Below are 22,600 nucleotides of genomic sequence, written 5' to 3' on the forward strand. Positions count from 1 at the left end.
CTAACCAGTACTAATTGCCCGTACGGCTTGTCCCTATAACCTTAGCAGGTCATGGTAATTCGAGAATACAGCGCTGTTTGTTGACACGACAGTTACTACTCATGAAACCTACTTCTTCCAGATTCCGAGACGTTGTCCACGACAACGACTCGTACAAGTCATGCCTGATGACCATAGCAAGTCGGTCCCACCCCTTCCCATCCCGAACAGGACCGTGAAACGACTTTGCGCCGATGATAGTGCTGCAACCAGTGTGAAAGTAGGTTATCGTCAGGCTAGTTATAAGCAAAACCCCACCGGGTGATCCTGGTGGGGTTTTTTGCGTTTGGACGTCCAGAGCACGCTGCGGGCCGATCTAGCGGTGAAACGGCAGTCGCCCCTACGTTGATGTTGAAAACTGCGGGCTCGTGACTAGAATGAAATCAGTCGCAGGCCGGGGAGGGCGCTCACATGGATACTCGGAGCAAACGCGCAATCAAGCGGATCATTGCCGGAGCGCTGCTGGCGGGCGGTCTGGGCGGCTGTGCCGTCTACGCGCCACCCCATGCAGCCTACGATCCCTACTATGCCGGTTACGGCTACCCTACCTACGTCGCCCCTCCCGTCTTCCTCGACTTCGGCTTTTACGAGCACCGTCATTACGGCCACTATCGCGGCGGACACTACGGACACGGCTGGCGCGGCCATGGCGGCTGGGGGCATGGACGCAGTTGGGGACATTGGCGGGGCGGCCGTCACTAGCACCCGGTTCGGCGCACCTGTTCAGCTGGCGTGACAGGCACGCCGCCACAGCTGTTCCGTTTTTGCGCAGTCTTCCCTCGCGCACGCCCGCTTCAGCCGTGGCATGCAGCTTGCACCTGACTGGTTGATCCGATCAACCGGTACGGGACGTCCATGCCCTTGTCAGCCTGCGGCCGCTGCGCCGTCCACTCATGAAGCGCCTGCCGCGGGCCAGGCCGCTCGCCTGCCTCGTCGCGGCTGCCCTGCTGCCGCCTTGCGTCCAGGCCACACATCCGTCTCCCCAGGGAGAGATGGCCCGCGTCGAGGTCATCGGCATGGCGCCCCTGCCCGGCCTTGGCGTAGAGCGCGAGCTGTTGCCCTATCCGGTACAGCTCGTGACCGACAAGGCGCTGCGCCAGGCCGGCGGCGCTAACCTCGCCGAATTCATGGCACGCAACCTGACCGGCGTGAACGTCAACGAGGTGTCGGGCAGCCCATTCCAGAACGATGTCACCTACCGCGGTTTTCGCGCTTCTCCCGTGCTGGGCAGCGCGCAGGGCATTTCCGTCTACCTGGACGGGGTGCGCGTGAACGAAGCATTCGGCGACGTCGTCAACTGGGACATGCTGCCGGAAGCGGCGATCGGCAGCGTGCTCCTGGTCCCCGGCGCCAACCCTTTATATGGCTTGAACACGCTCGGCGGCGCGTTGGCGTTCACCACCAAATCCGGACTCAGCCATCCTGGCGGCGAAGCGAACCTGTCGTTCAGCGACCGGGGCCGGCGCCGTGCCGATCTCGCCTATGGCTGGCAGGGCAGCGGAGGCTGGCACGGCTTCGCCGGCGCCACCTGGTTCGACGACGCCGGCTGGCGCGACCACTCCAACGGCCGCCTCGGCAACCTGCTCGTGAAGGTCGGCCGCGCGCAGGGCAGCACCGACTGGAGCCTGACCTGGCTCGGCGGACGCAGCCGCCTGCGTGGCAACGGGCTGCTGCCCGACCCCTTGTACGAGCAGGACCGGCATGCCGTCTATACCTACCCCGACGCGACGCGCAACCACCTCGGGCAGGGCAGTTTCAATCTGGTCCACCGCATCAGCCCCGATAGCGAGCTGAGCGCAACGGCCTATGTGCGCAACAGCCGCCGCGACACCGTCAACGGCGACGTCAGCGAAGACTACGACGAGTATGTCGAGGATTGCGAGGACGGTTTCGGCGCCGATGGCGCCGCATTGGAACCGGAGGAATGCGGCTTTACGCGCGCGCAGGGCGCCGCCCTGCATCCGGGCGTATTAAATACCACCAGCACCCGCCAGCGCGGCCGCGGCGCCAGCATCGCTTTCAGCTCGCGAAGAGGCAGCGACCGCTTCGATGCCGGCATGACCTTCGACCACAGCCGCTCGGACTATGCCCAGTTCGAGCAGGAAGCCTTCATCGGCCCCGCGCGCGAAGTGCTCGGTGATCCAAGCGAGGAACGCGCGCCCGACGCCGCCGTGACCGGCAGCTCGCGTGCGCTCGGTGTTTATCTTGCCGCCAGCCGCGCCTTGTCGCCGGCCACTCATCTCACCGCCAGTGCGCGCCTGAACCGCGCACGCGTGGCCAACACACTGACCAACGAGCGCGGCCCACAGCCGGCCGAACGTTTTACGTATACCCGGCTCAACCCCTCGCTTGGCGCGACACATCGGCTGGGTGCGGGAGCGACCCTGTTTGCCAACCTTGCGCAGGGCAACCGGGTGCCCACCGTGATCGAGCTCGGCTGTGCCGATCCCGAGAATCCCTGCCGCCTGCCGGTCGGCTTGCAAGCCGACCCTTACCTGAAGCAAGTAATTGCGCGCACGCTCGAGGCCGGGGTGCGCGGACGGGTGGAAGGCGGGCGCTACGTCGTCTCCCTGCACCGGACCGGCAACCGCGACGATATCCTGTTCCTCAGCGCCCCTTCGCGCCAGGGATATTTCGCCAATTTCGAACGCACTCTCCACCAGGGCCTCGACGCCAGCCTCACCCGGCAGTTCGGGCGCCTGGGACTGCGTTTGGCCTACAGTTACCTGGAGGCGCGGTACGATGCGGACGGCGAACTGTTCACCGGGACGCGCAACGTGCAGATCCGGCGCGGCAGCCGGCTCGCCGGCCTGCCCAGGCATAGCGGCAAGCTGGGCCTGGACTGGAGCGCCAGTCCGCGCCTGGATATCGGCGCCGACCTGCAGGTGGCCAGCAGCCTGGTCACGCAGGGCAACGAAGATGGCCTGGTCGAGGATGCCGAAGCGGGTGAGGCGTCCGAGCGCGCCGACTGGCGGGTGCGCGGCTACGTGCTGGTGGGCGTGCGCGCCAGCTACCGGCCGGCGCCGGGTTGGGAGCTGTTCGCCCGCGTCAACAACCTGTTCGACCGCCGCTACGAAACCTATGGTGCGGTGGCGCCCGACCTCTTCCCGCGCGGCGTCCGGCTGCAGCCCCATGCGGGCGAGGTCGAGGCCGGGCACGCCCGCTTCGTGGCGCCGGGCGCGCCGCGCGCCATCGTCGCCGGCCTGCGCTACACGTTTTAGACGGCGTGCCTAAAAAGTGTACTGCGCGCTGACGCCGACCATCCATTGGCGTCCCGGCGCCGCTTCGTAGTAACGGCGGTTGGCATCGCCCACGATGACCGAGCCGACATAGCTGCGGTCGAACATGTTGTTGAGCCGCACGAACTGGCGGAAGCGCCAAGGGCCTACCGATTGCCGCGCCTGCACCCGTGCGTTGACGACCGCGTAGCCCGGCGCGGGCTGCTCCGCGTTCGCGTCCTCCGCATACACCTTGCTGCTGGCAAGCGTTTCGAGCGCGGCGCCGAAGCGCCCGGCCTGGTCTTTCCAGGCCAGCTCGCCGAACAGTTGCGCGCGCGGCACACCCGGCAGCCGGCTGCCGGCCGGCACGCTGCCGAAACCGGTCTCGTAGGTCGCGCGCAGCAGCGTCAGGGCGACCCGGGTACTGAAGCCGGCCCCGAGCGCGCTGTCGAGCGAGACCTCGGCGCCGCGGCGCAAGGTTTCGCTGGCGTTGCGATAGCTGGTACGCCCGCCGCCGGAGCTCTCGACCACCAGTTCGTCGTCGGTGCGCACCTGGAACAGTGCGAGGTCGACGCGGGTGTGGTCGCCGAACTTTGCCTTGGCGCCGAGCTCGATGTTGCGGCTGGTTGCCGGTCCCAGCTTGTAGTTGAACCCGGTGCCCCCGGCCGAATAAAACAGCTCGTTCAGTGTCGGCGTCTCGAAGCCGCGTGCCGCGCTGGCGTACACGTTCAGCTGCGGCGTCAGCTTGTACAGCGCGGCCACCACCGGCGTCAGTTTGCTGTAGTCGACACTGCCGCTGTCGTTGCCGTTGCCAAGGAAGCGATCGCTCACTTTCACTTTCAGGCTACTGCGGCGCAGGCCCGCGCTCAAGACCCAGGGCCCGCCTTCCCACTGGGTCTGCAGGTAGGGATCGAGGTTGGAGAGGGTGTCCGTTTCGTCGCGCCGCAATGCCCCCTTCACGCCGAACTCGTTGCCGATGAAATTCTCGTAGCCCTGGCGGTCGTCCTCCGAGCGGCCGTATTCGATACCGGCGGTGGTGCTGAGCTTGCCGCCATACACCTGGCGCACCGCCAGCCACTGGAGGTCGGCGCCGTAAAAATCGCGGTCGAAATCGACGACGCCGCCCGAATGGGTGGGCGGCGCCTGGAAGCCGCGCGAGAACGACTGGTACTGGATGACCTGGCGATTGCCGGCCCAGGCCGTCAGGCGCAGGCGGTCTTCGCCGAAACGCTGCTCGAAGGTGGCGCCGCCCTGCGTGTGGTCGATGCTCTTTCTCGTGTTGTAGCGCTCGGCCAGCGTGCGCTGAGGCGTGCGGGTGTCGGTGGTGTCGATTTCGCCGGCGCGCGGGTCGCGCTGGAAGGTGGCCCAGGTCACGCCCAGCGGATCCTGGGTGTCGTCCTGGGTCAGCGTGCTGGCGGTGACGCTCAGGCGGCTGGTGGCGCTCGGCTTGGCCGTCAGCTTCGCAAAACCCTGGTTGCGGCGCGCGGCGCTGTGCGCGCGGTAGCCGTCGGTATCGAAGCGCGAGGCATCGAGCAGGTAGCCGATGCCGCCGGCCTCGCCCTGCGCATTCACATCGACCTTGCGCATGCCGTCGCTGCCGCCGGAGATCGTCGTCTCGATTGCCGGCGGGCCGCTGCCTTCGCGGGTAAACAATTGGATCACGCCGCCCGAGTGGTTGCCGTAGAGCGCAGAAAACGGCCCGCGCAGCACTTCCATGCGCTCGGCCAGGTCGAGGTTGAAGGTGGCCGCCTGCCCTTGGCCATCCGGCATCGAGGCCGGTATCCCGTCGGCGATCAGGCGCACGCCGCGCACGCCGAAGGCCGAGCGGGCGCCGAAGCCGCGCGACGAGATCTGCAGGTCTTGCGCGTAGTTCTCGCGGTTATGCACCACCAGTCCGGGCACCGCGGCCAGCGCCTCGGAAGCGTTGACGCGCAGCTGGGTGTCGCCGATGCGACCGACGTCGACGATGTCGATCGCGCCCGGGAAATCGAAGCTGTTCTGCTCGATCCGGCTGCCGGTCACGATCACGACCGGGACTGTTCCCGCTTGCGCCTGGGCCTGCAGTGGCGCCGGGTCCGCGGCCAGTGCCGTGCCGCCTGCCGCGAAGGCGGCGCCGCCGCTTGCGAACAAGGCTGCGATGGCGCGCCGGCGGAAGGGTAAAACTTGTTGCATGCATTTCTCCGATAACGGTGTTGGGGTAATGATGCCGGCCCCGTTCGAGGCCACACCGTGCAATTGAAGCAATAAGTCTGCCATGGTACCCGGATGGCACGGCGCTTGCATTGGAGGTGAAACGTGCGGGCTTGCCAGCGCAGCGCCGGGCCGGCAAGCACGCAAAACGGCACACCTGTTCCAGGATCGGGACAGCTGCCACGGCAGTGTGAAGATTTCGAGACGCCCGCAGGCAAGGACCGGCGTCCGCGCCTGGGGCCAAAACATTGATTTTCTAAAAAAGAGGATGACATGAATCTCGCAGACATCAGCAAGCTGGGCGTTGCCAATCCTTTCAAGCAGCGTTATGACAACTACATCGGCGGCAAGTTCGTGGCGCCCGTCAAGGGCGAGTACTTCCCCAACATCACCCCGATCACCGGCCAGCCGTTCTGCGAAATCGCGCGCTCGACCAGCGAAGACATCGAACTGGCGCTCGACGCCGCCCACGCCGCGAAAGACGCCTGGGGCAAGACTTCGCAAGCCGAGCGCGCCGCCATCCTGAACCGCATCGCCGACCGCATGGAGCAGAACCTGGCCATGCTCGCCACGGCCGAGACCATCGACAACGGCAAGCCGATCCGCGAGACGACGGCCGCCGACCTGCCGCTGGCGATCGACCACTTCCGCTATTTCGCCGGCTGCATCCGCGCCCAGGAAGGCTCGATCGCGCAGATCGACCACGAAACGTATGCTTACCACTTCCACGAGCCGCTGGGCGTGGTCGGCCAGATCATCCCCTGGAATTTCCCGATCCTGATGGCAGTCTGGAAGCTGGCCCCGGCACTCGCCGCCGGCAACTGCGTGGTGCTGAAACCGGCCGAGCAGACCCCGGCCTCGATCATGGTGCTGATGGAATTGATCGGCGACCTGCTGCCGCCGGGCGTGCTCAACGTCGTCAATGGGTTCGGCCTCGAGGCGGGCAAGCCGCTGGCCTCGAGTAAACGCATCGCCAAGATCGCCTTTACGGGCGAGACCGGCACCGGACGCCTGATCATGGGCTATGCGGCGCAGAACCTGATTCCGGTCACCCTGGAGCTGGGCGGCAAGTCGCCGAACATCTTCTTTGCCGACGTGATGGACGCCGACGACGACTACTTCGACAAATGCCTCGAGGGCTTTGCCATGTTCGCGCTGAACCAGGGAGAAGTGTGCACCTGCCCCTCGCGCGTGCTGGTGCAGGAATCGATCTACGAGCGCTTCATGGAGCGGGCACTGGCGCGCGTGGCCGCCATCAAGCAGGGCAACCCGCTCGATTCGTCGACCATGATCGGCGCCCAGGCTTCCCAGGAGCAGCTCGAGAAAATCCTCTCTTACCTCGACATCGGCCGCCAGGAAGGCGCCGAGGTGCTGGCCGGCGGCGAGCGCCATGCGCTGGACGGCGACATGGCAGGCGGCTACTACGTGCAGCCGACCGTGTTCAAGGGAGACAACCGGATGCGCATCTTCCAGGAAGAGATCTTCGGGCCGGTGGTTTCCGTCACGACTTTTACCGACGAAGCCGACGCCCTGCGCATCGCCAACGACACCCTGTACGGCCTCGGCGCCGGGCTGTGGACACGCGACGCCGCGCGCGCCTTCCGCGTCGGCCGCGCGATCCAGGCCGGACGCGTCTGGACAAACTGTTACCACCTGTACCCGGCCCACGCCGCCTTCGGCGGCTATAAGCAGTCGGGCGTCGGCCGCGAGAACCACAAGATGATGCTCGACCACTACCAGCAGACCAAGAACCTGCTGGTGAGCTACAGCCCGAAAGCCATGGGTTTTTTCTGAGCATGGAGACCAAGCGCCCGATCGACGCACCGCCCGCAAGGGTGGTCGCCACGCCCGCCGCGCTGGACTTCGTCCGGCAGCTGCGCACGCGGCACGGCCCGCTGATGTTTTTCCAGTCCGGCGGCTGCTGCGACGGCAGTGCCCCGATGTGCTACCCGGCCGGCGAGTTCGCCATCAGCGACAGCGACGTCCGCCTCGGCAGCCTGGACGGTGCCGCCTTCTATATGGGCGTGGAACAGTTCGCCTACTGGGAACATACCCAGCTCATCATCGACGTGGTGGCCGGCAACGGCGGCATGTTCTCGCTCGATAACGGCACCGGACAGCGCTTCCTGACGCGCTCGCGCCTGTTCACGGATGCCGAGCTGCAGCTGCTGCACGGGGCAGCGCCAGGCGCCACGCCTTCACCGCAATCCCTTACGACACGGAAGACCACATGAAAACGCGAGCAGCCATTGCCTGGAAAGCCGGACAGCCCTTGTCCATCGCCGAAGTCGACCTCGAAGGCCCGCGCGCCGGCGAGGTGCTGGTCGAAATCAAGGCCACCGGCATCTGTCACACCGACTATTACACCCTGTCGGGCGCCGACCCCGAGGGGATTTTTCCCGCCATCCTCGGCCACGAAGGGGCCGGCATCGTGCTCGAGACCGGCCCCGGCGTCACCTCGGTCAAGCGCGACGATCACGTGATTCCGCTGTACACGCCGGAATGCCGGCAATGCAAATTCTGCCTGTCGCGCAAGACCAACCTGTGCCAGGCGATCCGCTCGACGCAAGGGCGCGGCCTGATGCCGGATGCAACTTCTCGCTTTTCGCTCGACGGCCAGCAGCTGTTTCACTACATGGGCACCTCGACCTTTTCGAACTACATCGTGGTGCCGGAAATCGCGCTGGCGAAAATCCGTACGGACGCACCCTTCGACAAGGCCTGCTACATCGGCTGCGGCGTCACCACCGGGGTCGGTGCGGTCGTGTTTTCGGCCAAGGTCGAGGCAGGCGCGAACGTCGTCGTGTTCGGGCTGGGCGGCATCGGCCTGAACGTGATCCAGGCAGCAAAAATGGTCGGCGCCGACAAGATCATCGGCGTCGACCTGAACCCGGCGCGCGAAGCCATGGCGCGCAAATTCGGCCTGACCCATTTCGTCAACCCGAGCCAGGTCGAGAACGTGGTCGACGCCATCGTCCAGCTGACCGACGGCGGGGCCGACTATTCCTTCGAGTGCATCGGCAACGTCAAGACCATGCGCCAGGCGCTCGAGTGCTGCCACAAGGGCTGGGGCCAGTCGATCATCATCGGCGTGGCCGAGGCGGGCGCGGAAATCTCGACCCGTCCGTTCCAGCTGGTGACGGGCCGCGAGTGGAAGGGTTCGGCCTTCGGTGGCGCGCGCGGGCGCACCGACGTGCCGAAGATCGTCGACTGGTACATGGAGAACAAGATCAACATCGACGACCTGATCACGCACACCTTGCCGCTCGATCGGATCAACGAAGGGTTTGACTTGATGAAGTCGGGCGAATCGATCCGCTCGGTGGTGCTGTATTGAAGAGACACGCCATTGTTGGACCAACCAGGGAGACCGAACATGAACCAGGACATGAGCAGTAGCGTGAAAATCCATCCTGCCGTCGACAACGGCATCCAGCCGGCCGCGCCCAACTTTGCCGGCGGCACCCTGAGCTGCCGCTGCGCCACCAACCCGGTGACGGTGGAGATCGGCGCGCAGGTCGCGCACAACCACGTGTGCGGCTGCACCAAATGCTGGAAGCCGGACGGGGCGCTGTTTTCCCAGGTGGCCGTGGTCGGACGCGACAAGGTCAAGGTCACCGCCAATGCCGACAAGCTCGCCGTCGTCGACACCTCGACCACCATCCAGCGCTATGCCTGCCGCGACTGCGGCGTGCACATGTTCGGCCGTATCGAGAACACAGCCCACCCCTTCCATGGCCTCGATTTCGTCCACACGGAATTGTCGCGCGAGAGCGGCTGGGCGCCACCGGAGTTTGCCGCTTTTGTTTCCTCGATCATCGAGTCCGGCTATCCCCCGTCGAAGATGGGCGCGGTCCGCGCCCGCCTGAACGAGCTCGGTTTGCCTCCCTACGACGCGCTGTCGCCGGCCCTGATGGATGCGATCTCGACCCACGTCGCCAAGACGCGCGGGGTATTGCAGGAAGCTTGATGCGGCAACGGCCCGGATGCGCGGCATCCGGGTCCATCACACTGGAGAAGAGAATGAAGCGACCGTACTGGCTGCTGTTGCCGACCCTGCTTGCCGCGCCGGCGGCGCAGGCCAATGACTTCCCGACCAGCAGCCGCGTCGAGTACGTGCTGGAGTGCATGCAGAAGCACGAAAGCAAGTACGAATACCTCTACAAGTGCTCCTGCGTCGTCGACCACATCGCCGAGGCCGTGAAGCACGACGACTACCTCGAGATGTCGGCCGCCTTGCGCAACCAGACCATGGCCGGCGAGCGTGGCGCGCTGTTTCGCGACCCGCCGCCGGTCAAGGAAATGGCCAGCAAGTACAAGGCGATCCAGGCGAGCGCCAACAAGGCCTGTTCCGTCCCGCAGCGCTGATCCAATGCCGTGTCCGGTGTTGCGTCACGGATGACACAAGGCTTGCCGGGACTGTCTCGAATCTGAACAAATTGCCGCACACATGCCCCAGCGGCGTGACTGGCACGCTAAGTGCTGTGTACAAAGGGGGCGATCCCTTGCCGGGACGATCCGCCGAGGTTTTGCAGGGCCAACCAGTCGGACCGCTAAAAAAACCATAGGAGACTTCATCATGTCATTCGCAACGAGACTCATCCGCTGGTGGCCATGCCTGGCACTGGCTGCCGGACCGGCGATGGCTGCCGATTCGGATGTCGCAAAGCTGACCAAGGATCCAAAGAACTGGGCAATGCAGTCCGGCGACATGGCCAACCACCGCTATAGCGAACTCAAGCAGATCAACGCGAAGAACGCCAGGGATTTGCAGGTGGCCTGGACCTTCTCGACGGGCGTGCTGCGCGGCCACGAAGGCGGACCGCTGGTGATCGGCGACACCATGTATATCCACAGCCCCTTCCCGAACAAGGTGTTTGCGATCTCCCTGGAAGACCAGAGCATCCGCTGGAAGTACGAGCCCAAGCAGGACCCGGCCGTCATCCCCGTGATGTGCTGCGACACGGTCAACCGTGGCGTCGCCTACGCCAACGGCAAGATCTTCCTGCAACAAAACGACACCACCCTGGTGGCGCTCGACGCCAAGACCGGCGCGGAACTGTGGAAGAACAAGGTCGGCGACCCGAAGAAGGGCGAAACCACGACCAATACGCCCCACGTCTTCAAGGACAAGGTCCTGACCGGCATCAGCGGCGGCGAATTCGGCGTGCGCGGCCGGATTACGGCGCATGACATGAACACCGGCAAAGTGCTGTGGCGCGCCTACAGCACCGGCCCCGACAACGAACTGCTGGTCGACCCCAACAAGACCATGACCTGGACCGACGGCAAGATGGCGCCGATCGGTCCGGATTCCTCGCTCAAGAGCTGGCAGGGCGACCAGTGGAAGCTGGGCGGCGGCACCACCTGGGGCTGGTACAGCTACGACCCGGCGACCAACCTGGTCTATTACGGCACCGGCAACCCGAGCACCTGGAACCCGCGCCAGCGTCCGGGCGACAACAAGTGGTCGATGACGATCTTCGCACGCGACCTCGACACCGGGATGGCGAAATGGGTCTACCAGATGACCCCGCACGACGAATGGGACTATGACGGCGTCAACGAAATGATTCTCGCCGACATCAAGGTCAAGGGCCAGCCGCGCAAGGCCCTGGTGCACTTCGACCGCAACGGCTTCGCCTACACGCTGGATCGGATCAGCGGCGAACTGCTGGTGGCCGAAAAGTTCGATCCGAAGGTGAACTGGGCGACCCACGTCGACATGAAGAGCGGCCGGCCGCAGGTCGTCGCGCAATACAGCACCGACAAAAACGGCCCGGATTTCAACTCGAAGGGGATCTGCCCCTCGGCCCTCGGCACCAAGGACCAGCAGCCGGCCAGTTTCAATCGCAAGACCGGACTGTTCTATGTGCCGACCAACCACGTCTGCATGGATTACGAGCCCTTCCAGGTCGAGTACACGGCCGGCCAGCCCTATGTCGGATCGACCCTCTCCATGTATGCGGCGCCGAACAGCCATGGCGGCCTGGGTAACTTCATCGCCTGGGATGCCGGCACCGGCAAGATCGTCTGGTCCAAGCCCGAGAAGTTTTCGGTCTGGAGCGGTGCGCTCTCGACTGCCGGCGACGTCGTCTTCTACGGCACCCTGGAAGGCCACCTGAAAGCGGTCGACCTCAACGGCAAGGAACTGTGGAAGTTCAAGACGCCGTCCGGCATCATCGGCAACGTCCACACCTGGGAATACAAGGGCAAGCAATACGTCGGCGTGCTCTCCGGGATTGGCGGCTGGGCCGGCATCGGGCTGGCGGCCGGCCTGACCAAGGGCACCGAAGGCCTGGGCGCGGTGGGCGGCTACAAGGACCTGGCCAGGTACACCGAACTCGGCGGCGTGCTGACGGTGTTCGCACTGCCGGACCGCGTAACTCAAACCACTGCACAGACCACTGCGCGGACCACTGCGCAGGCCGGCACGTCGGCCGGTGCGCCAGCCAGCGCCAAGCTTGCCAAGTAAACCGTTCAGGCTGGTCGTGCAATGGGTAAAACGGTTGCCGGTCGCAAGCGCCGGCAACCTCCCTCGTTTCCCGGGAATGAATATGAACAGACTCACGAAAAACGCCGCGGCCGCGGCCGCCTGCTGGGCGCTCGCCGCGCTGCCTGGCCTGCTGCCGGCGCCCGCCGTGGCGGCCGATACGGCGCCCTACAAGGTAGTCGAGGGCAACAAGGTCGATGCGCAGACCCTGAGCGGCTGGCGCACCTGGCGCGCGATGGCTTGCGAGCGCTGCCACGGCGCGGCCCAGGAGGGCATGGTGGGGCCGTCGCTGGTGGACAGCCTGAAGGTGCTGAGCAAGGACGAATTCAAGACCGTCGTGCTGAAAGGGCGGATCGAGAAGGGCATGCCGAACTTCGAGAGCAGCAAGATGGTCAGCGAAAACATCGACAGCCTGTATGCCTACCTGAAGGGACGCTCGGACGGCGCCATCCAGCCCGGCCGGCTGCAGGAGATGGGCAAATGAAGTTGGGAACGGGAGGGCGCCCGCAGTGGCGCGCGCTGCTGGCATGCGGCGCCTGCGCACTGGCGTGCCTGGCGAGCCCGGCACGCGCCCAGGACGCACCCGCGCCCGGCGACGACAAGGTGCTGCGGGTCTGCGAGGACCCGAACAACCTGCCGCTGTCGAACCGCGCCCAGGCCGGCTTCGAGAACAAGATCGCCGCCCTGTTCGCGCAGGATCTGGGCTGGAAACTGGAGTACACCTGGTTCCCGCAGCGCATCGGTTTCATCCGCAATACCCTGCGCGCCAAGGAGGCCGATTCCGACCGCTTCAAGTGCGACCTGGTGATGGGCGTGGCCAAGGGTTTCGAGCTGGCCGCGACCACCCGTCCGTACTACCGTTCCACCTATGCCATGGCCTATGTCAAGGGCAAGGGACTGGACCGGGTGCGCAGCCTGGACGACTTGCTGGCGCTCGAACCCGGCCAGCGCAAGAAGCTGCGCATCGGTGCCTTTGCCGGCTCGCCCGTCACCGACTGGCTGCTGCAAAACGGCCTGATGGACCAGGTCGAGTGGTACCAGCTCCAGACCGGCGACGCCGAGCAATATCCCGGCCAAATCATCGAGAACGACCTGGCCAGCGGCAAGATCGATGTGGCTTTTGCCTGGGGACCGATCGCCGGTTATTTTGCCAAGAATACGCGGGCGGCGGCGATCGTTGCGGTGCCGCTGGGCTCGCGCCCCGGGATGCAGTTCGACTTCGAGATCGCGATGGCTGTGCGCCATGCCGACAAGGCGTTCCGCCAGCGCATCGACGGCCTGATCGTCGCCAACCAGGCCAAGATCCGCGCCATCCTGCAGCAATACGGCGTGCCGCTGCTCGAGCAGCCGCCTGCGATGGCGCTGGCGCCGCCACCGGCGGGGAAGCCATGAACGGCAGGTGTGCCGGGCCCGCAGCGCAGGGTGGCGCCGGGCAGACGCTGCTGCCCGTATTGCGGCCCGTACTGCTGCCTGCACTACTGCCTGCACTGCGCCCCAGGCTGCGTCCCGGCCCGCGTGTTGGCTGGTCGAGCGGCTTGCGCCTTGGCGTCGCGATCCTCGCCTGGCTCCCGGCCGCCATGGCCGGCGCCCAGCCCGTCTCGCCTGCCGAGGTGCTGTTGTTCGAGACCGATCACCTGGCGCGCATCCAGGCGCCGGCCGCCCTGGTCTATGCATTTCGCAAGCAGAGCAATGTCGAACCGGCTTACACCGATACCGTCCAGCTCGATCTTTCGCGCAAGCAGGGGCAGTTGCATGCCGCGCTGCGTTTCCTGAGCGGCGAGCGCACCCATGCCTTGCCCGAGATAGACGACGTGCACGGCAACCCGGTGCTGCTCGGCTTTCTCGAACGCGACATCGCCGAGATGAAGCGCCTGACCGGCGGGGCCGCCGGCTATTTCCGCAAACGCATCCGCCTTGCCCTGGCCAGCGCGCAGGTGAGGCCCGAGCGCATCAGCTACGGGGGCAAGACGGTCGATGCCAAGGCGGTGCGCATCCAGCCCTACCTGGACGATCCGCTGCACGCCCGCTTCGAGCACTATGTGCGCAAGACCTATACCTTCGTCCTCAGCGACCAGGTGCCCGGCGGCGTGTACCAGGTCAGCACTACCTTGGCGAACGCGGCAGGAAGCGGGCCGGCATCCGGCACGGCGGCGCGCAGGCCGGCGAGCGGCCAGGCAAGGCCGGCGACGGCAGCCGCACACTCCGGAGTCGCATCCGCCGCCGCCCCGCACGCGGCCGCGCGCGCCGTCAACCAGCCGGACGCGCCGAAGCAGCTTGGCGCGGCGGACCCACCCGGCGCAGCGAGCCAGTCCGGCGCGGGGAAGAGGGGCGCCACGACGCCAGGCGCAAGCCTGCCCGTCATCGACGAGACACTCACCCTGGTCAAGGTCACCGAAGCCCGGCACTGACCGGCGGCAACCTGGACATGGAACCCGCCGGAGGCCGACGATGGCGCGCCTGAAAGTGTTTGCTTTCGATTACGTGAGAGAAGGTGGACCTACAGCGGGGGCCCTGCCGCGCGCGTTCACGCAGCAAGGCAGTATGCTGATGGATGCCTTGCTGGCCGACCTGGCGGCCGTTCCGGGGGTCGACCTGTGCACGATGGCGGCGCCGGCCGGCACACTTGCGGGCGCCTCCTTCGCCGAGCGGTTTGCCGGCTGCGTGCAGGCCGCTGACGCCGTATGGCCGCTGGCGCCGGAATCCGGCGGTCTGTTGGAAAACCTGTCGCGCGAGATACTGCGCGGAAAACGTATCCTGCTGGGTAGCGCGCCGGGTGCAGTGCGGGTCGCGGCCAGCAAGTTCAGGGTGGCACGGGCCCTGGCCGCGGGCGGAGTGCCGACCGTACCCACCTATCGGCCGCATGCAGCGCTGCCGGGCGGGGAGGGCGCGTGGGTGGTGAAACCCGACGATGGCGCCGGCTGCCTCGATACACGCCTGTTCAGCAGCCGGGCGGCGGCGCTGGCCTGGATTCGTACCAGCGCGGCCCAGGGCTATGTGCTGCAACCCTTCGTTGCGGGCAAACTGGGCAGCCTGTCGCTGCTCTGCTGCGACGGTGCCGCACGCCTGCTGGCGCGCAACCTGGAGCGGGTGGCGGTGCACGACAACCGTTTTCACTTCCTGGGCAGTACCGTGAACGGGCTGATCGATGCCGACGGCGCCCTCGAGCGCCTGGCGCAGCAGGTGGCGGCGGCGCTGCCGACCTTGTGGGGTTATGTCGGGGTCGACATCATCCTCGGCGAGCGCGGCGCGGTCGTGCTCGACGTCAACCCGCGCCTGACCGCGGCCTATGCCGGCCTGCGCACCTCGATCGGCTGCAACCCGGCCGGACTGGTCATCGACCTGTTGAAGGGGCAGTCGGCAATGCCGGCGCCGCCGGGCGGGTGCCGGGCGGTGAGCGTCGACCTCGGCGGCTTCCAGCCGGGCGCCGCTACCTGATCACCACGCCCCAGGGCAGTTTACCCACCGCGATGTCGCGCAGTTTCGTGCGGCTTCCCGTGTCGATCACGCTGACGTTGTGCGAGCGGCCGTTGGCGACGTACAGTTTTTTGCCGTCCGGCGTGAGCGCCATGTTCCAGGGGCGCTGGCCCACCGGCACGGTCGCCACGACCTGGTTGGTTTTGGTGTCGATCACCGAGACGTTGGCATCGCCGCCGTTCGACACATAGACCTGGCTGCCGCTCGGGTGCACGGCAATCCCGTTGGCGCGCAGCCCGGCCTTGATGCGGGTGACGACGGCAAAATTGGCGGTGTCGATGACGAAGACTTCGTTGGCGTTCTCGGCTGCGACGTAGGCGCGGCTGCTGTCGGGCAGGAAGCCGATCCCGCGCGGGCGCGCGCCCACCGCCACCTGGGCCACCTGCTTGCGGCCGGCAAAGTCGATGATGTCGACGGCATCGCCTTCCTCGGCGCTGACGAACAGCAGCCGCCCGTTCGGGCTGAACACGGCGTGTTCCGGATTCTTGCCGTGGACCGGGATCGAAAAGGCCAATGCGTTGCTGCGGGTGTCGGTCACGGCGATCTCGTTCTTGCCTTCGACGGCAGCCACGACCCAGCGGCCGTCAGGGGAAATCGAGACCCCCTCGGGCGACTCGCCCAGCGCCACGGTAGGGCCGAGCTTGCGGGCGCCGAGTTCGACCAGTTGCAGGCGGTCGTGCGGCTGGTCGCTGACGTACAGCCAGCGTCCGTCGGCGCCGACGGCCAGGCCGCGTGGCTTGGAGCCGCCGGGCAGTTCGGCCACCACCTGGTCGCTGGCCGTGTCGATCACCGAGATCGTGCCCGAGCCCTCGTTCGGCACGTAGGCCAGCGGCGCGGCAACAGCAAACGAGGACAGCATCATCAGGGTGAAGGTGAGGGCGGCAGAGGCAAGGGCAGGGCGGCGGATCGGCAGGATGGTCATCGGGGCTCCACGGGCGGTTTGAAAGGGGTGTCGATGGCACGCGCGCCATCGTGTCCGAAGCGCGGCCACATGCGCAGCAGCAGGCCGTCACGGTCGACCAGCAGGTGCTTCGCGGCCGCCAGCACGTGCACGGCCACCAGCAGCGCCAGCAGCAGCGCGGCAAGGTGGTGTGCGCCGTTGAACAGGGCGTACAGGGTCTTGTCGTCCGGCCCCCAGGGCGCCCAGCGCACGAGATTGAAGAACTTGACGCCGTGCCGGCTGAAGTTCGAGGCGAGATAGCCCGACAATGGCAGGGCCAGCATGCAGGCGTACAGGGCCGCGTGGCTGAACCCGGCCGCCCGGCGTTGCCAGCGCGGGGTCGATTCCGGCAGCGGCGGCGGCCTGTGCGCCAGGCGCCAGCCGAGGCGCAGCAGGACCAGCAGGCCGATCACGATGCCGCTGCTCTTGTGCAGGTTGACGTAGTAGCCGCGCTCGGGCGTGCCGCGCGGGATATCTTCGAGCATCAGGCCAAAGGCAAACTGACCGAGCAGCAGCAGCGCGATCAGCCAGTGCAGGGCGATCGCGGTGCCGGTGTAGCGAAGGACGGCCATCTGGCGGCGCTCAATGGAACAGCGACTTGTCGGGATGCTCGATGTTCAGGCGCTGCAGCTTGCGGTACAGCGTGTTGCGGCTGATGTTGAGTTCGCGGGCCACGCCGCTCAGGTTCCACTGGTGGCGTTTCAGCTCCTGCAGCAGCACCTCGCGTTCGGCGCATTCGAAGGCGTTGAGCCTGAGCTGTTCCCTGGTGCCATCCTGGTTGCCGGCTGCCCCGGCAGGGGCCGGCAGGCCGGCCGTATTGGTTACCGTCTCGGCGCTTGTTCCCTGCGCCATGCCCGCCGCCGGTGCGGCCGCGCCGTGCTTGTCGAGCAGTTCGTGGCGGTACTCTGCCGGCAAGTCATGCACCCCGAGGCGGTCCGATTCGCGCAGCGCAATCATGGTGCGCAGCAGGTGGCGCAGCTGGCGCAGGTTGCCCGGCCAGCGCTGGCGCTCGAGCAAGGCCATCAGCTCGTCGTCGAGCTCGACCGGGCAACCGGCGTCGCTTTCCTCGAGCGCCAGCTGGCGGATCAGCGCGGCACGGTCGGCGCGCTCGCGCAGCGGCGGCATGGTGAAGGTGACGCCTTGCAGCCGGTAATACAAATCCTCGCGGAAGGCGCCGCTCGCGATCTTGCTGGCCAGGTCGCAATGGGTGGCGCTGACCAGGCGGATGTCGAGCTTGACCGGCGCCTCGCCGCCGAGCGGCACCACTTCGCGTTCCTCGAGCACGCGCAGCAGCCTGGCCTGCAGGGCGACCGGCATGTCGCCGATTTCGTCGAGAAACAGGGTGCCGCCGTTCGCTTGCAGCAGCTTGCCGCGCTGCCCCTCCTTGCTGGCGCCGGTAAACGCCCCGGACCGGTAGCCGAACAGTTCGCTCTCGACCAGGGATTCCGGGATCGAGGCGCAGTTGATCGCCACGAAAGGCCGGCCGGCACGGCTGCCCGACAAGTGCATCGCGCGCGCAAAACGTTCCTTGCCGGTGCCGGTTTCTCCCAGCAGCACGACCGATACATTGCGTTCCATGACGCGCTTGGCGGTCTCGATATTGGCGCGCATGGCCGGATCGCCGAGCTGCAGCGCATCGAGCGCAGTGGCGGGCCCCGGCTCGGGCGCTGCTCCTGCGCTGCGCTGCGGGCGGCGCCCGCTGTTCAGGGCGACCGGCTGGTAGACCACGGCGAAAAAACGCGCGTTGCTGCGCACTTCGAAGATCGGCAGCGGGTGGAAGGCGCGCCGGACACTGCTGTCGACCAGCCCGGAAAAGGTGAGGTTGAACAGTTCGCCGATGTCGCGCCCGACAATGTCCATTGGACTGGTGTAGCCGAGCAGGGACAAGGCGGCGCGGCTGGCGGCCAGCACCGTGCCCGTCACGGAGAGCGCAATCGCGCCTTCGCTCAGGGTGCCGACGAATTCGGGCCGGTTGTGGAAGCGCAGGATGAAGTCGTGGCGGAACTGGTGCAGGAACACCCGGTTCTCGATCATCTGCACCGACATGCTGACCAGGGCCAGCGTATGCTGCTGGGCCAGGCGCGATTCGCCGGAGGCGTCGAGCACGCCGACCAGCTCGCCCTCGTGGTCGAAGATCGGGGCTGCGGCGCAGGACAGGCCGATGTTGCGAGACAGGTAGTGCTCATCCTGGTGCACGGTAATCGGACGCCGCTCGACCAGGCAGGTGCCCATGCCGTTGGTGCCCTGCACGCGTTCGCTCCACACCGCGCCCTGCATCAGGCCGGTCTTGGATGCCGCATGGGTAAACGCAGGATCGCCGAAGTAATTGAGCAGCACGCCTTCGCGGTCGGTCAGCATGATGGCGTAACCCGAGCCGGCCAGCTGCTGATAGAGGTTGGCCATCTCGACCTTGGCGACGGCCTGCACGTCGGCCAGGCGTTCCTGGCGTTCCTGCAGTTCGAAGGGAGCGACCACTTCCGGTTCGGCGCAGCTGCCGGGGTCGAGCTGGTAGTCGTTCAGGCACCGGATCCAGGACCGGGTGATCCGGTTGCCTCCGGCCCGGTCGCCCGCGACCCGCTCGGATCCGATCCGGTCATGGACGACCGAATGGACACGCTTGACGTGCTCCACGGCAAACTTCGACATGCTGTCTCCTGGGTCCGCGGCTAGCGTGGGCCACTGCCGCTATATGGACTGTTATGTGAGTTCAGGCACCCCATCTGTTGTAGAGAATACACCGTCTGACGAACCGATTGTCGGTCGGTTTGCAAAATTTTTGAACATCTGCCACACCGCTGAGCCCTCTGTTTGGCGCAATACGGAGCCGCATCAGCAAGGCTGCGAGCGAAGGGAACGTCTGGTGGAATGTGTGGTCGGCAGGATGCCGCTTGCCCCGGCCGGCCGAGCCGGCGACACCCGGCCCGCACGGGGCGGGATGCAGGAAGCGCGGGTTGTTGTCCCTAAATCTGGCACAATCCCTTTGCGATGTTGCCAATCCAATAAAACGAGACAAGCATGAATGAGCAGGTTGCACGACGCGTGGTGCTGGTACGGGCGATCGAACAGGCCGACACCGGCTACGAGGTGCTGAGCGAGGATGACCGCAAGTATGCGAGCCGCAGCGCGCGCGAGCTGGCGGCCTGGCAGGCGGCCGACAGCAAGAGCGCCGCGACCCAGGAGCATTTCCTCCAGCAGCGCTCCGAGCAGATCCTCAAGCGCCTGGCCGAGCGCACCCCGGCTTTCGCCACCTTCCAGAAGCGCGGCCTCGGCCTGCCCGGGTTCTGGGCGGCGCTGCCGGTGCTGGCGTTGTTTGCCGGCGCCTTGCTCGACCGGATCGCCGATCCGCACCGGGTCGACCTGCTGTCGGCCCCGCTACTGTTCATCATCGGCTGGAACCTGCTGGTGTACCTGAGCCTGCTCGTCTGGGCCCTGATCCCGCACCGCAAGACTGGCTGGGCCGGTCCCGGCCTGCTGCACCGCCTCAGCGTCGGCAAGGCCGCGCTGCCGCGCAAGCTGCCGGGCGCCCTGTCGCGCGGCCTGGCGAGTTTCACCACCGAGTGGGCGAGCCTGAGCGAACCGCTGACCCGCGCGCGCCTGTCGCGCACGGTACACCTGGGGGCGGCCGCGTTTGCGCTGGGTGCGGTAGCGTCCTTGTACGGGCGCGGCCTGCTCAGCCAATACGTGGCCGGATGGGAAAGCACGTTTCTGGACGCGACCCAGGTGCACACGCTGCTGACCTGGCTGTTCACGCCGGCACTGTTGGTCTTCCCGCAGCTGGAAGGCTTCTCGCTCGCCGACATCCAGGCGCTGCGTTTTAGCGCGAACACTCCGGCCGGCGGCGGCGAACGCTGGGTACATTTATATGGCGCGACGATCCTGTTGCTGGTCGTGCTGCCGCGGCTGCTGCTGGCGGGCTTCGCCGGCTGGCGTGCGCGCCGCCTGGCGCGCCAGTTCCCGCTCGAACTCGAGCACCCGTATTTCCGCAAACTGGCCGACAGCATCGGTGCCGGCACCCCGGCCGTGCTGCGTGTGCTGCCCTACAGTTTTACCCTCGACGAGGCGCGCGACCGCGGCTTGTGGGCCGTGGCCGCGATGGCGCTGGGCGCCCAGGCGCGCGTGCTGCTGCGCCCGACGGTGCCGTATGGCGAGGAACCGAAGGAGGCGCTGGGCGATACCGGCCTCGATGACGCCGGCGTGACCGTCACCGCCGCCCTGTTCAGCCTGTCGGCGACGCCGGAAAAGGAAAACCACGGTGCCTTCCTCGACTACCTGGCGCGCCACACCAAGCGCGGCGTGGCCGTGCTGCTCGACGAATCGAGCCTGGCCGAGCGCGGCGCGGGGCAGGCCGGCCTGGACGCGCGCATCACGGAACGCATTACGCTGTGGCGCCAGTTCTGCAGCTTCCACGGCACCGCCGCCACGGTGGTCAACCTGCTCGAGCCGGAGAAACGGCCGATCGAACTGGGCGCAGGACTGGCCCTGCCGGAGCTGCGATGACGATGACGACGACGATGAATGACGCACCCGTTAAAATCCAGTTCGCCCTGGTCTCGCACACGAATAACGGCAAGACCACGCTCGCGCGCACGCTCGTCGGCGCCGACGTGGGAGAGGTGCGCGACGCCGCCCACGTGACGACCTTTGCCGAAGCCCACCCGCTTCAAACGAGCCCTGCCGGCGACACCCTGCTGCTGTGGGACACGCCCGGCTTCGGCGATTCGGTCCGCCTGCTCAAGCGCCTGGCCATGGCGGGCAACCCGATCGGCTGGTTCCTGCGCGAAGTATTCGACCGCTACCGCGACCGTCCGTTCTGGCTCAGCCAGCAGGCCCTGCGCGCCGCCAGGGACGAGGCCGATGTCGTGCTCTATCTCGTCAATTCCTCGGAGGCGCCGGGCGACGCCGGCTACCTGCCGGCCGAAATGAATATCCTGGAATGGCTGGGCAAGCCGGTCGTGGTGCTGCTCAACCAGATGGGGCCGCCCCGTCCCGGCAGCGCCGAGGGCGCCGAGCAGCAGGAGTGGAAGAGCCACCTGGGGCGCTTTCCGGTCGTGCGCGCGGTGCTGGCGCTCGATGCGTTTGCCCGCTGCTGGGTGCACGAACACGTGTTCTATGAGGCAGTGTCGCCGCTCATATCCGAGGACAAGCAGGCCGGCTATGCGCGCCTGCGTGCGGCATGGGAGGCGAATAACCGCCAGCGTTACGCCAGCGCGCTGCGCATCACGGCCGAGCAGGTGGCGGCGGCCGCGCGCGACAGCGAGCAGGTAAGCGACGAGCAGCGCGGCAGGCTGCGCTCCGCGCTTGCCGCAGTCGGCCTGCGCAAGGACGAGCAGAAACGCCAGGAAGCGGCGATGGCCGCCCTTGTCGAGCGCCTGAACGGCGAGATCAGCAAGGCGACTATGCGCATGCTCCGCCTGCACAAGATCGACCCCGGCCAGGCCAGCACCATCAACATGCGCGTGCGCGAGAATTTCGCCGTGAAAGCCCCGATCGACAAGGCCCAGGCCGGGCTGTTGGGCGCGGTCGTGTCCGGCGCAGCAACCGGACTGTCGGCCGACCTGATGGCCGGCGGGCTCACGATGGGCGCCGGCGCGCTGCTGGGTGCCATCGTCGGCGGGCTCACCATGGCCGGCGCCGCCTGGGGTTTCAACCAGGGACTCGACCGCGACAAGCCGACGGTGCAGTTTGCCGACGCCTTCCTGCAGACGCTGCTGGTCGGTGCGGTGTTGCGCTACCTCGCCGTCGCCCACTTCGGACGCGGACGCGGCAATTACGTCGAAGGCGAAGCGCCGGCTTTCTGGCAGGCGGAAGTCGAGGCAGCGCTCGGCGCCCAGAACGCCTCATTGGCCTCGCTGTGGCAGGACGTGCGGGCCGCACCCGACCTGGGCGCCGCCAGCAACCGCGTTTTCGCCGTCGTCGAGCCGGTCGTCAACGCGACCTTGACGCGGCTGTATCCCGCTGCCGCAGCCGCTTTGCCTGATCGCGCGGAGCCGGCGACGGGCCTGGCGCCTGCCGTCCCCGACGCCAAGGCTTAATATCACCTTAAAAACGCGCGGAAGGCACTTGCGGCGGTCAGGCCGCTTTGCTATGATGCGCCTCCCGCTGCAGTAGCGCTGCGAAACCACCAACGAAATCAAGTAGTTGGGCGTTGTCGAAAGTGCGTTACGAACAGTTGGGCGAAATAAAGAAGAGTTGACGAGTAACGCGAAACACTGCATAATCTCATTTCTTCGCTGCTGACGAACAAAA

General features: G+C 66.6%; 17 protein-coding genes and 1 rRNA gene. 14 read left to right on the forward strand and 4 right to left on the reverse strand.

Annotated elements, in window-relative coordinates:
* Positions 1–163 precede the first annotated feature (163 nt).
* Positions 164–276 (forward strand): 5S ribosomal RNA (gene rrf, locus ACFPAH_RS00870).
* Positions 277–932: 656 nt separating this feature from the next.
* Positions 933–3,260, forward strand: coding sequence for a TonB-dependent receptor (locus tag ACFPAH_RS00875; protein WP_379739214.1), 2,328 nt, complete (start codon positions 933–935; stop codon positions 3,258–3,260).
* A 9-nt stretch (positions 3,261–3,269) separates the two neighbouring features.
* On the opposite strand, the gene ACFPAH_RS00880 is transcribed toward ACFPAH_RS00875, so the two are convergent.
* Positions 3,270–5,429, reverse strand: a complete 2,160-nt coding sequence (locus tag ACFPAH_RS00880) for a TonB-dependent receptor family protein (protein WP_379739217.1) — start codon at positions 5,427–5,429, stop codon at positions 3,270–3,272.
* A gap of 291 nt (positions 5,430–5,720) precedes the next feature.
* Here ACFPAH_RS00880 and adh point away from each other — a divergent pair, with 291 nt between their 5' ends.
* From adh to ACFPAH_RS00930, 10 genes are all read left to right on the forward strand, one after another.
* Positions 5,721–7,241: an aldehyde dehydrogenase gene (adh, locus tag ACFPAH_RS00885; RefSeq protein ID WP_379739220.1), complete on the forward strand. Its 1,521-nt coding sequence runs from the start codon at positions 5,721–5,723 to the stop codon at positions 7,239–7,241.
* 2 nt (positions 7,242–7,243) lie between these two features.
* The gene (locus ACFPAH_RS00890) at positions 7,244–7,681 is read left to right on the forward strand and encodes a DUF779 domain-containing protein (protein WP_379739223.1); all 438 of its coding nucleotides are present in this window, start codon (positions 7,244–7,246) and stop codon (positions 7,679–7,681) included.
* On the forward strand, positions 7,678–8,784 hold the full coding sequence (locus ACFPAH_RS00895; protein ID WP_379739226.1) for an S-(hydroxymethyl)glutathione dehydrogenase/class III alcohol dehydrogenase: 1,107 nt from the start codon (positions 7,678–7,680) through the stop codon (positions 8,782–8,784). The genes ACFPAH_RS00890 and ACFPAH_RS00895 overlap by 4 nt, the downstream gene beginning before the upstream one ends.
* Before the next feature lie 39 nt (positions 8,785–8,823).
* Positions 8,824–9,417, forward strand: a complete 594-nt coding sequence (gene gfa, locus ACFPAH_RS00900) for an S-(hydroxymethyl)glutathione synthase (protein ID WP_379739228.1) — start codon at positions 8,824–8,826, stop codon at positions 9,415–9,417.
* 53 nt (positions 9,418–9,470) lie between these two features.
* Positions 9,471–9,815, forward strand: a complete 345-nt coding sequence (locus tag ACFPAH_RS00905) for a hypothetical protein (protein ID WP_379739231.1) — start codon at positions 9,471–9,473, stop codon at positions 9,813–9,815.
* Positions 9,816–10,026: 211 nt separating this feature from the next.
* Positions 10,027–11,922 carry a methanol/ethanol family PQQ-dependent dehydrogenase gene (locus tag ACFPAH_RS00910; RefSeq protein ID WP_379739234.1) on the forward strand — a complete coding sequence of 632 codons (1,896 nt, stop codon included), beginning with the start codon at positions 10,027–10,029 and terminating at the stop codon, positions 11,920–11,922.
* Between the two features lie 82 nt (positions 11,923–12,004).
* The gene (locus ACFPAH_RS00915) at positions 12,005–12,424 is read left to right on the forward strand and encodes a c-type cytochrome (protein ID WP_379739237.1); all 420 of its coding nucleotides are present in this window, start codon (positions 12,005–12,007) and stop codon (positions 12,422–12,424) included.
* Complete coding sequence (locus tag ACFPAH_RS00920) at positions 12,421–13,332, forward strand: quinoprotein dehydrogenase-associated putative ABC transporter substrate-binding protein (RefSeq protein ID WP_379739240.1); 912 nt, start codon at positions 12,421–12,423, stop codon at positions 13,330–13,332. The genes ACFPAH_RS00915 and ACFPAH_RS00920 overlap by 4 nt, the downstream gene beginning before the upstream one ends.
* On the forward strand, positions 13,329–14,348 hold the full coding sequence (locus tag ACFPAH_RS00925) for a hypothetical protein (RefSeq protein WP_379739243.1): 1,020 nt from the start codon (positions 13,329–13,331) through the stop codon (positions 14,346–14,348). Before ACFPAH_RS00920 ends, ACFPAH_RS00925 begins: the two co-directional genes overlap by 4 nt.
* A gap of 133 nt (positions 14,349–14,481) precedes the next feature.
* Positions 14,482–15,375 carry an ATP-grasp domain-containing protein gene (locus ACFPAH_RS00930; protein ID WP_379739245.1) on the forward strand — a complete coding sequence of 298 codons (894 nt, stop codon included), beginning with the start codon at positions 14,482–14,484 and terminating at the stop codon, positions 15,373–15,375.
* Here ACFPAH_RS00930 and ACFPAH_RS00935 read toward each other — a convergent pair.
* From ACFPAH_RS00935 to ACFPAH_RS00945, 3 genes are read right to left on the reverse strand one after another with little or no spacing between them, the layout of a single operon-like run.
* Positions 15,368–16,336: a beta-propeller fold lactonase family protein gene (locus tag ACFPAH_RS00935; RefSeq protein ID WP_379739248.1), complete on the reverse strand. Its 969-nt coding sequence runs from the start codon at positions 16,334–16,336 to the stop codon at positions 15,368–15,370. The genes ACFPAH_RS00930 and ACFPAH_RS00935 overlap by 8 nt on opposite strands.
* On the reverse strand, positions 16,333–16,926 hold the full coding sequence (locus tag ACFPAH_RS00940) for a cytochrome b (protein ID WP_379739251.1): 594 nt from the start codon (positions 16,924–16,926) through the stop codon (positions 16,333–16,335). Before ACFPAH_RS00940 ends, ACFPAH_RS00935 begins: the two co-directional genes overlap by 4 nt.
* Before the next feature lie 10 nt (positions 16,927–16,936).
* Entirely contained in the window at positions 16,937–19,000 is a 2,064-nt protein-coding gene (locus tag ACFPAH_RS00945) for a sigma-54-dependent Fis family transcriptional regulator (RefSeq protein WP_379739253.1), read from the reverse strand.
* A gap of 369 nt (positions 19,001–19,369) precedes the next feature.
* Between ACFPAH_RS00945 and ACFPAH_RS00950 the strand changes: the two genes are divergently transcribed.
* Both ACFPAH_RS00950 and ACFPAH_RS00955 read left to right on the forward strand, forming a co-directional pair.
* Positions 19,370–20,851: a DUF2868 domain-containing protein gene (locus ACFPAH_RS00950; RefSeq protein WP_379739255.1), complete on the forward strand. Its 1,482-nt coding sequence runs from the start codon at positions 19,370–19,372 to the stop codon at positions 20,849–20,851.
* Positions 20,852–20,853: 2 nt separating this feature from the next.
* Positions 20,854–22,386 (forward strand): DUF3482 domain-containing protein, encoded by a 1,533-nt coding sequence (locus ACFPAH_RS00955; protein WP_379739257.1) that lies wholly within the window; start codon positions 20,854–20,856, stop codon positions 22,384–22,386.
* Positions 22,387–22,600: the final 214 nt, after the last annotated feature.

Origin of the sequence: Massilia sp. GCM10023247, from assembly GCF_042653325.1 — a bacterium.
GTDB lineage: Bacteria > Pseudomonadota > Gammaproteobacteria > Burkholderiales > Burkholderiaceae_D > Telluria.

Excerpts from the sequence above, each read along its gene's own strand:
- ACFPAH_RS00945 (WP_379739253.1), bottom strand. The coding sequence starts at position 19,000 with ATGTCGAAGTTTGCCGTGGAGCACGTCAAGCGTGTCCATTCGGTCGTC.
- ACFPAH_RS00875 (WP_379739214.1), top strand. The coding sequence starts at position 933 with ATGAAGCGCCTGCCGCGGGCCAGGCCGCTCGCCTGCCTCGTCGCGGCT.
- ACFPAH_RS00905 (WP_379739231.1), top strand. The coding sequence starts at position 9,471 with ATGAAGCGACCGTACTGGCTGCTGTTGCCGACCCTGCTTGCCGCGCCG.
- adh (WP_379739220.1), top strand. The coding sequence starts at position 5,721 with ATGAATCTCGCAGACATCAGCAAGCTGGGCGTTGCCAATCCTTTCAAG.
- ACFPAH_RS00955 (WP_379739257.1), top strand. The coding sequence starts at position 20,854 with ATGACGACGACGATGAATGACGCACCCGTTAAAATCCAGTTCGCCCTG.
- ACFPAH_RS00920 (WP_379739240.1), top strand. The coding sequence starts at position 12,421 with ATGAAGTTGGGAACGGGAGGGCGCCCGCAGTGGCGCGCGCTGCTGGCA.
- ACFPAH_RS00895 (WP_379739226.1), top strand. The coding sequence starts at position 7,678 with ATGAAAACGCGAGCAGCCATTGCCTGGAAAGCCGGACAGCCCTTGTCC.
- ACFPAH_RS00950 (WP_379739255.1), top strand. The coding sequence starts at position 19,370 with ATGAATGAGCAGGTTGCACGACGCGTGGTGCTGGTACGGGCGATCGAA.
- ACFPAH_RS00915 (WP_379739237.1), top strand. The coding sequence starts at position 12,005 with ATGAACAGACTCACGAAAAACGCCGCGGCCGCGGCCGCCTGCTGGGCG.
- ACFPAH_RS00930 (WP_379739245.1), top strand. The coding sequence starts at position 14,482 with ATGCTGATGGATGCCTTGCTGGCCGACCTGGCGGCCGTTCCGGGGGTC.
- ACFPAH_RS00880 (WP_379739217.1), bottom strand. The coding sequence starts at position 5,429 with ATGCAACAAGTTTTACCCTTCCGCCGGCGCGCCATCGCAGCCTTGTTC.
- gfa (WP_379739228.1), top strand. The coding sequence starts at position 8,824 with ATGAACCAGGACATGAGCAGTAGCGTGAAAATCCATCCTGCCGTCGAC.
- ACFPAH_RS00925 (WP_379739243.1), top strand. The coding sequence starts at position 13,329 with ATGAACGGCAGGTGTGCCGGGCCCGCAGCGCAGGGTGGCGCCGGGCAG.
- ACFPAH_RS00910 (WP_379739234.1), top strand. The coding sequence starts at position 10,027 with ATGTCATTCGCAACGAGACTCATCCGCTGGTGGCCATGCCTGGCACTG.
- ACFPAH_RS00890 (WP_379739223.1), top strand. The coding sequence starts at position 7,244 with ATGGAGACCAAGCGCCCGATCGACGCACCGCCCGCAAGGGTGGTCGCC.
- ACFPAH_RS00940 (WP_379739251.1), bottom strand. The coding sequence starts at position 16,926 with ATGGCCGTCCTTCGCTACACCGGCACCGCGATCGCCCTGCACTGGCTG.
- ACFPAH_RS00935 (WP_379739248.1), bottom strand. The coding sequence starts at position 16,336 with ATGACCATCCTGCCGATCCGCCGCCCTGCCCTTGCCTCTGCCGCCCTC.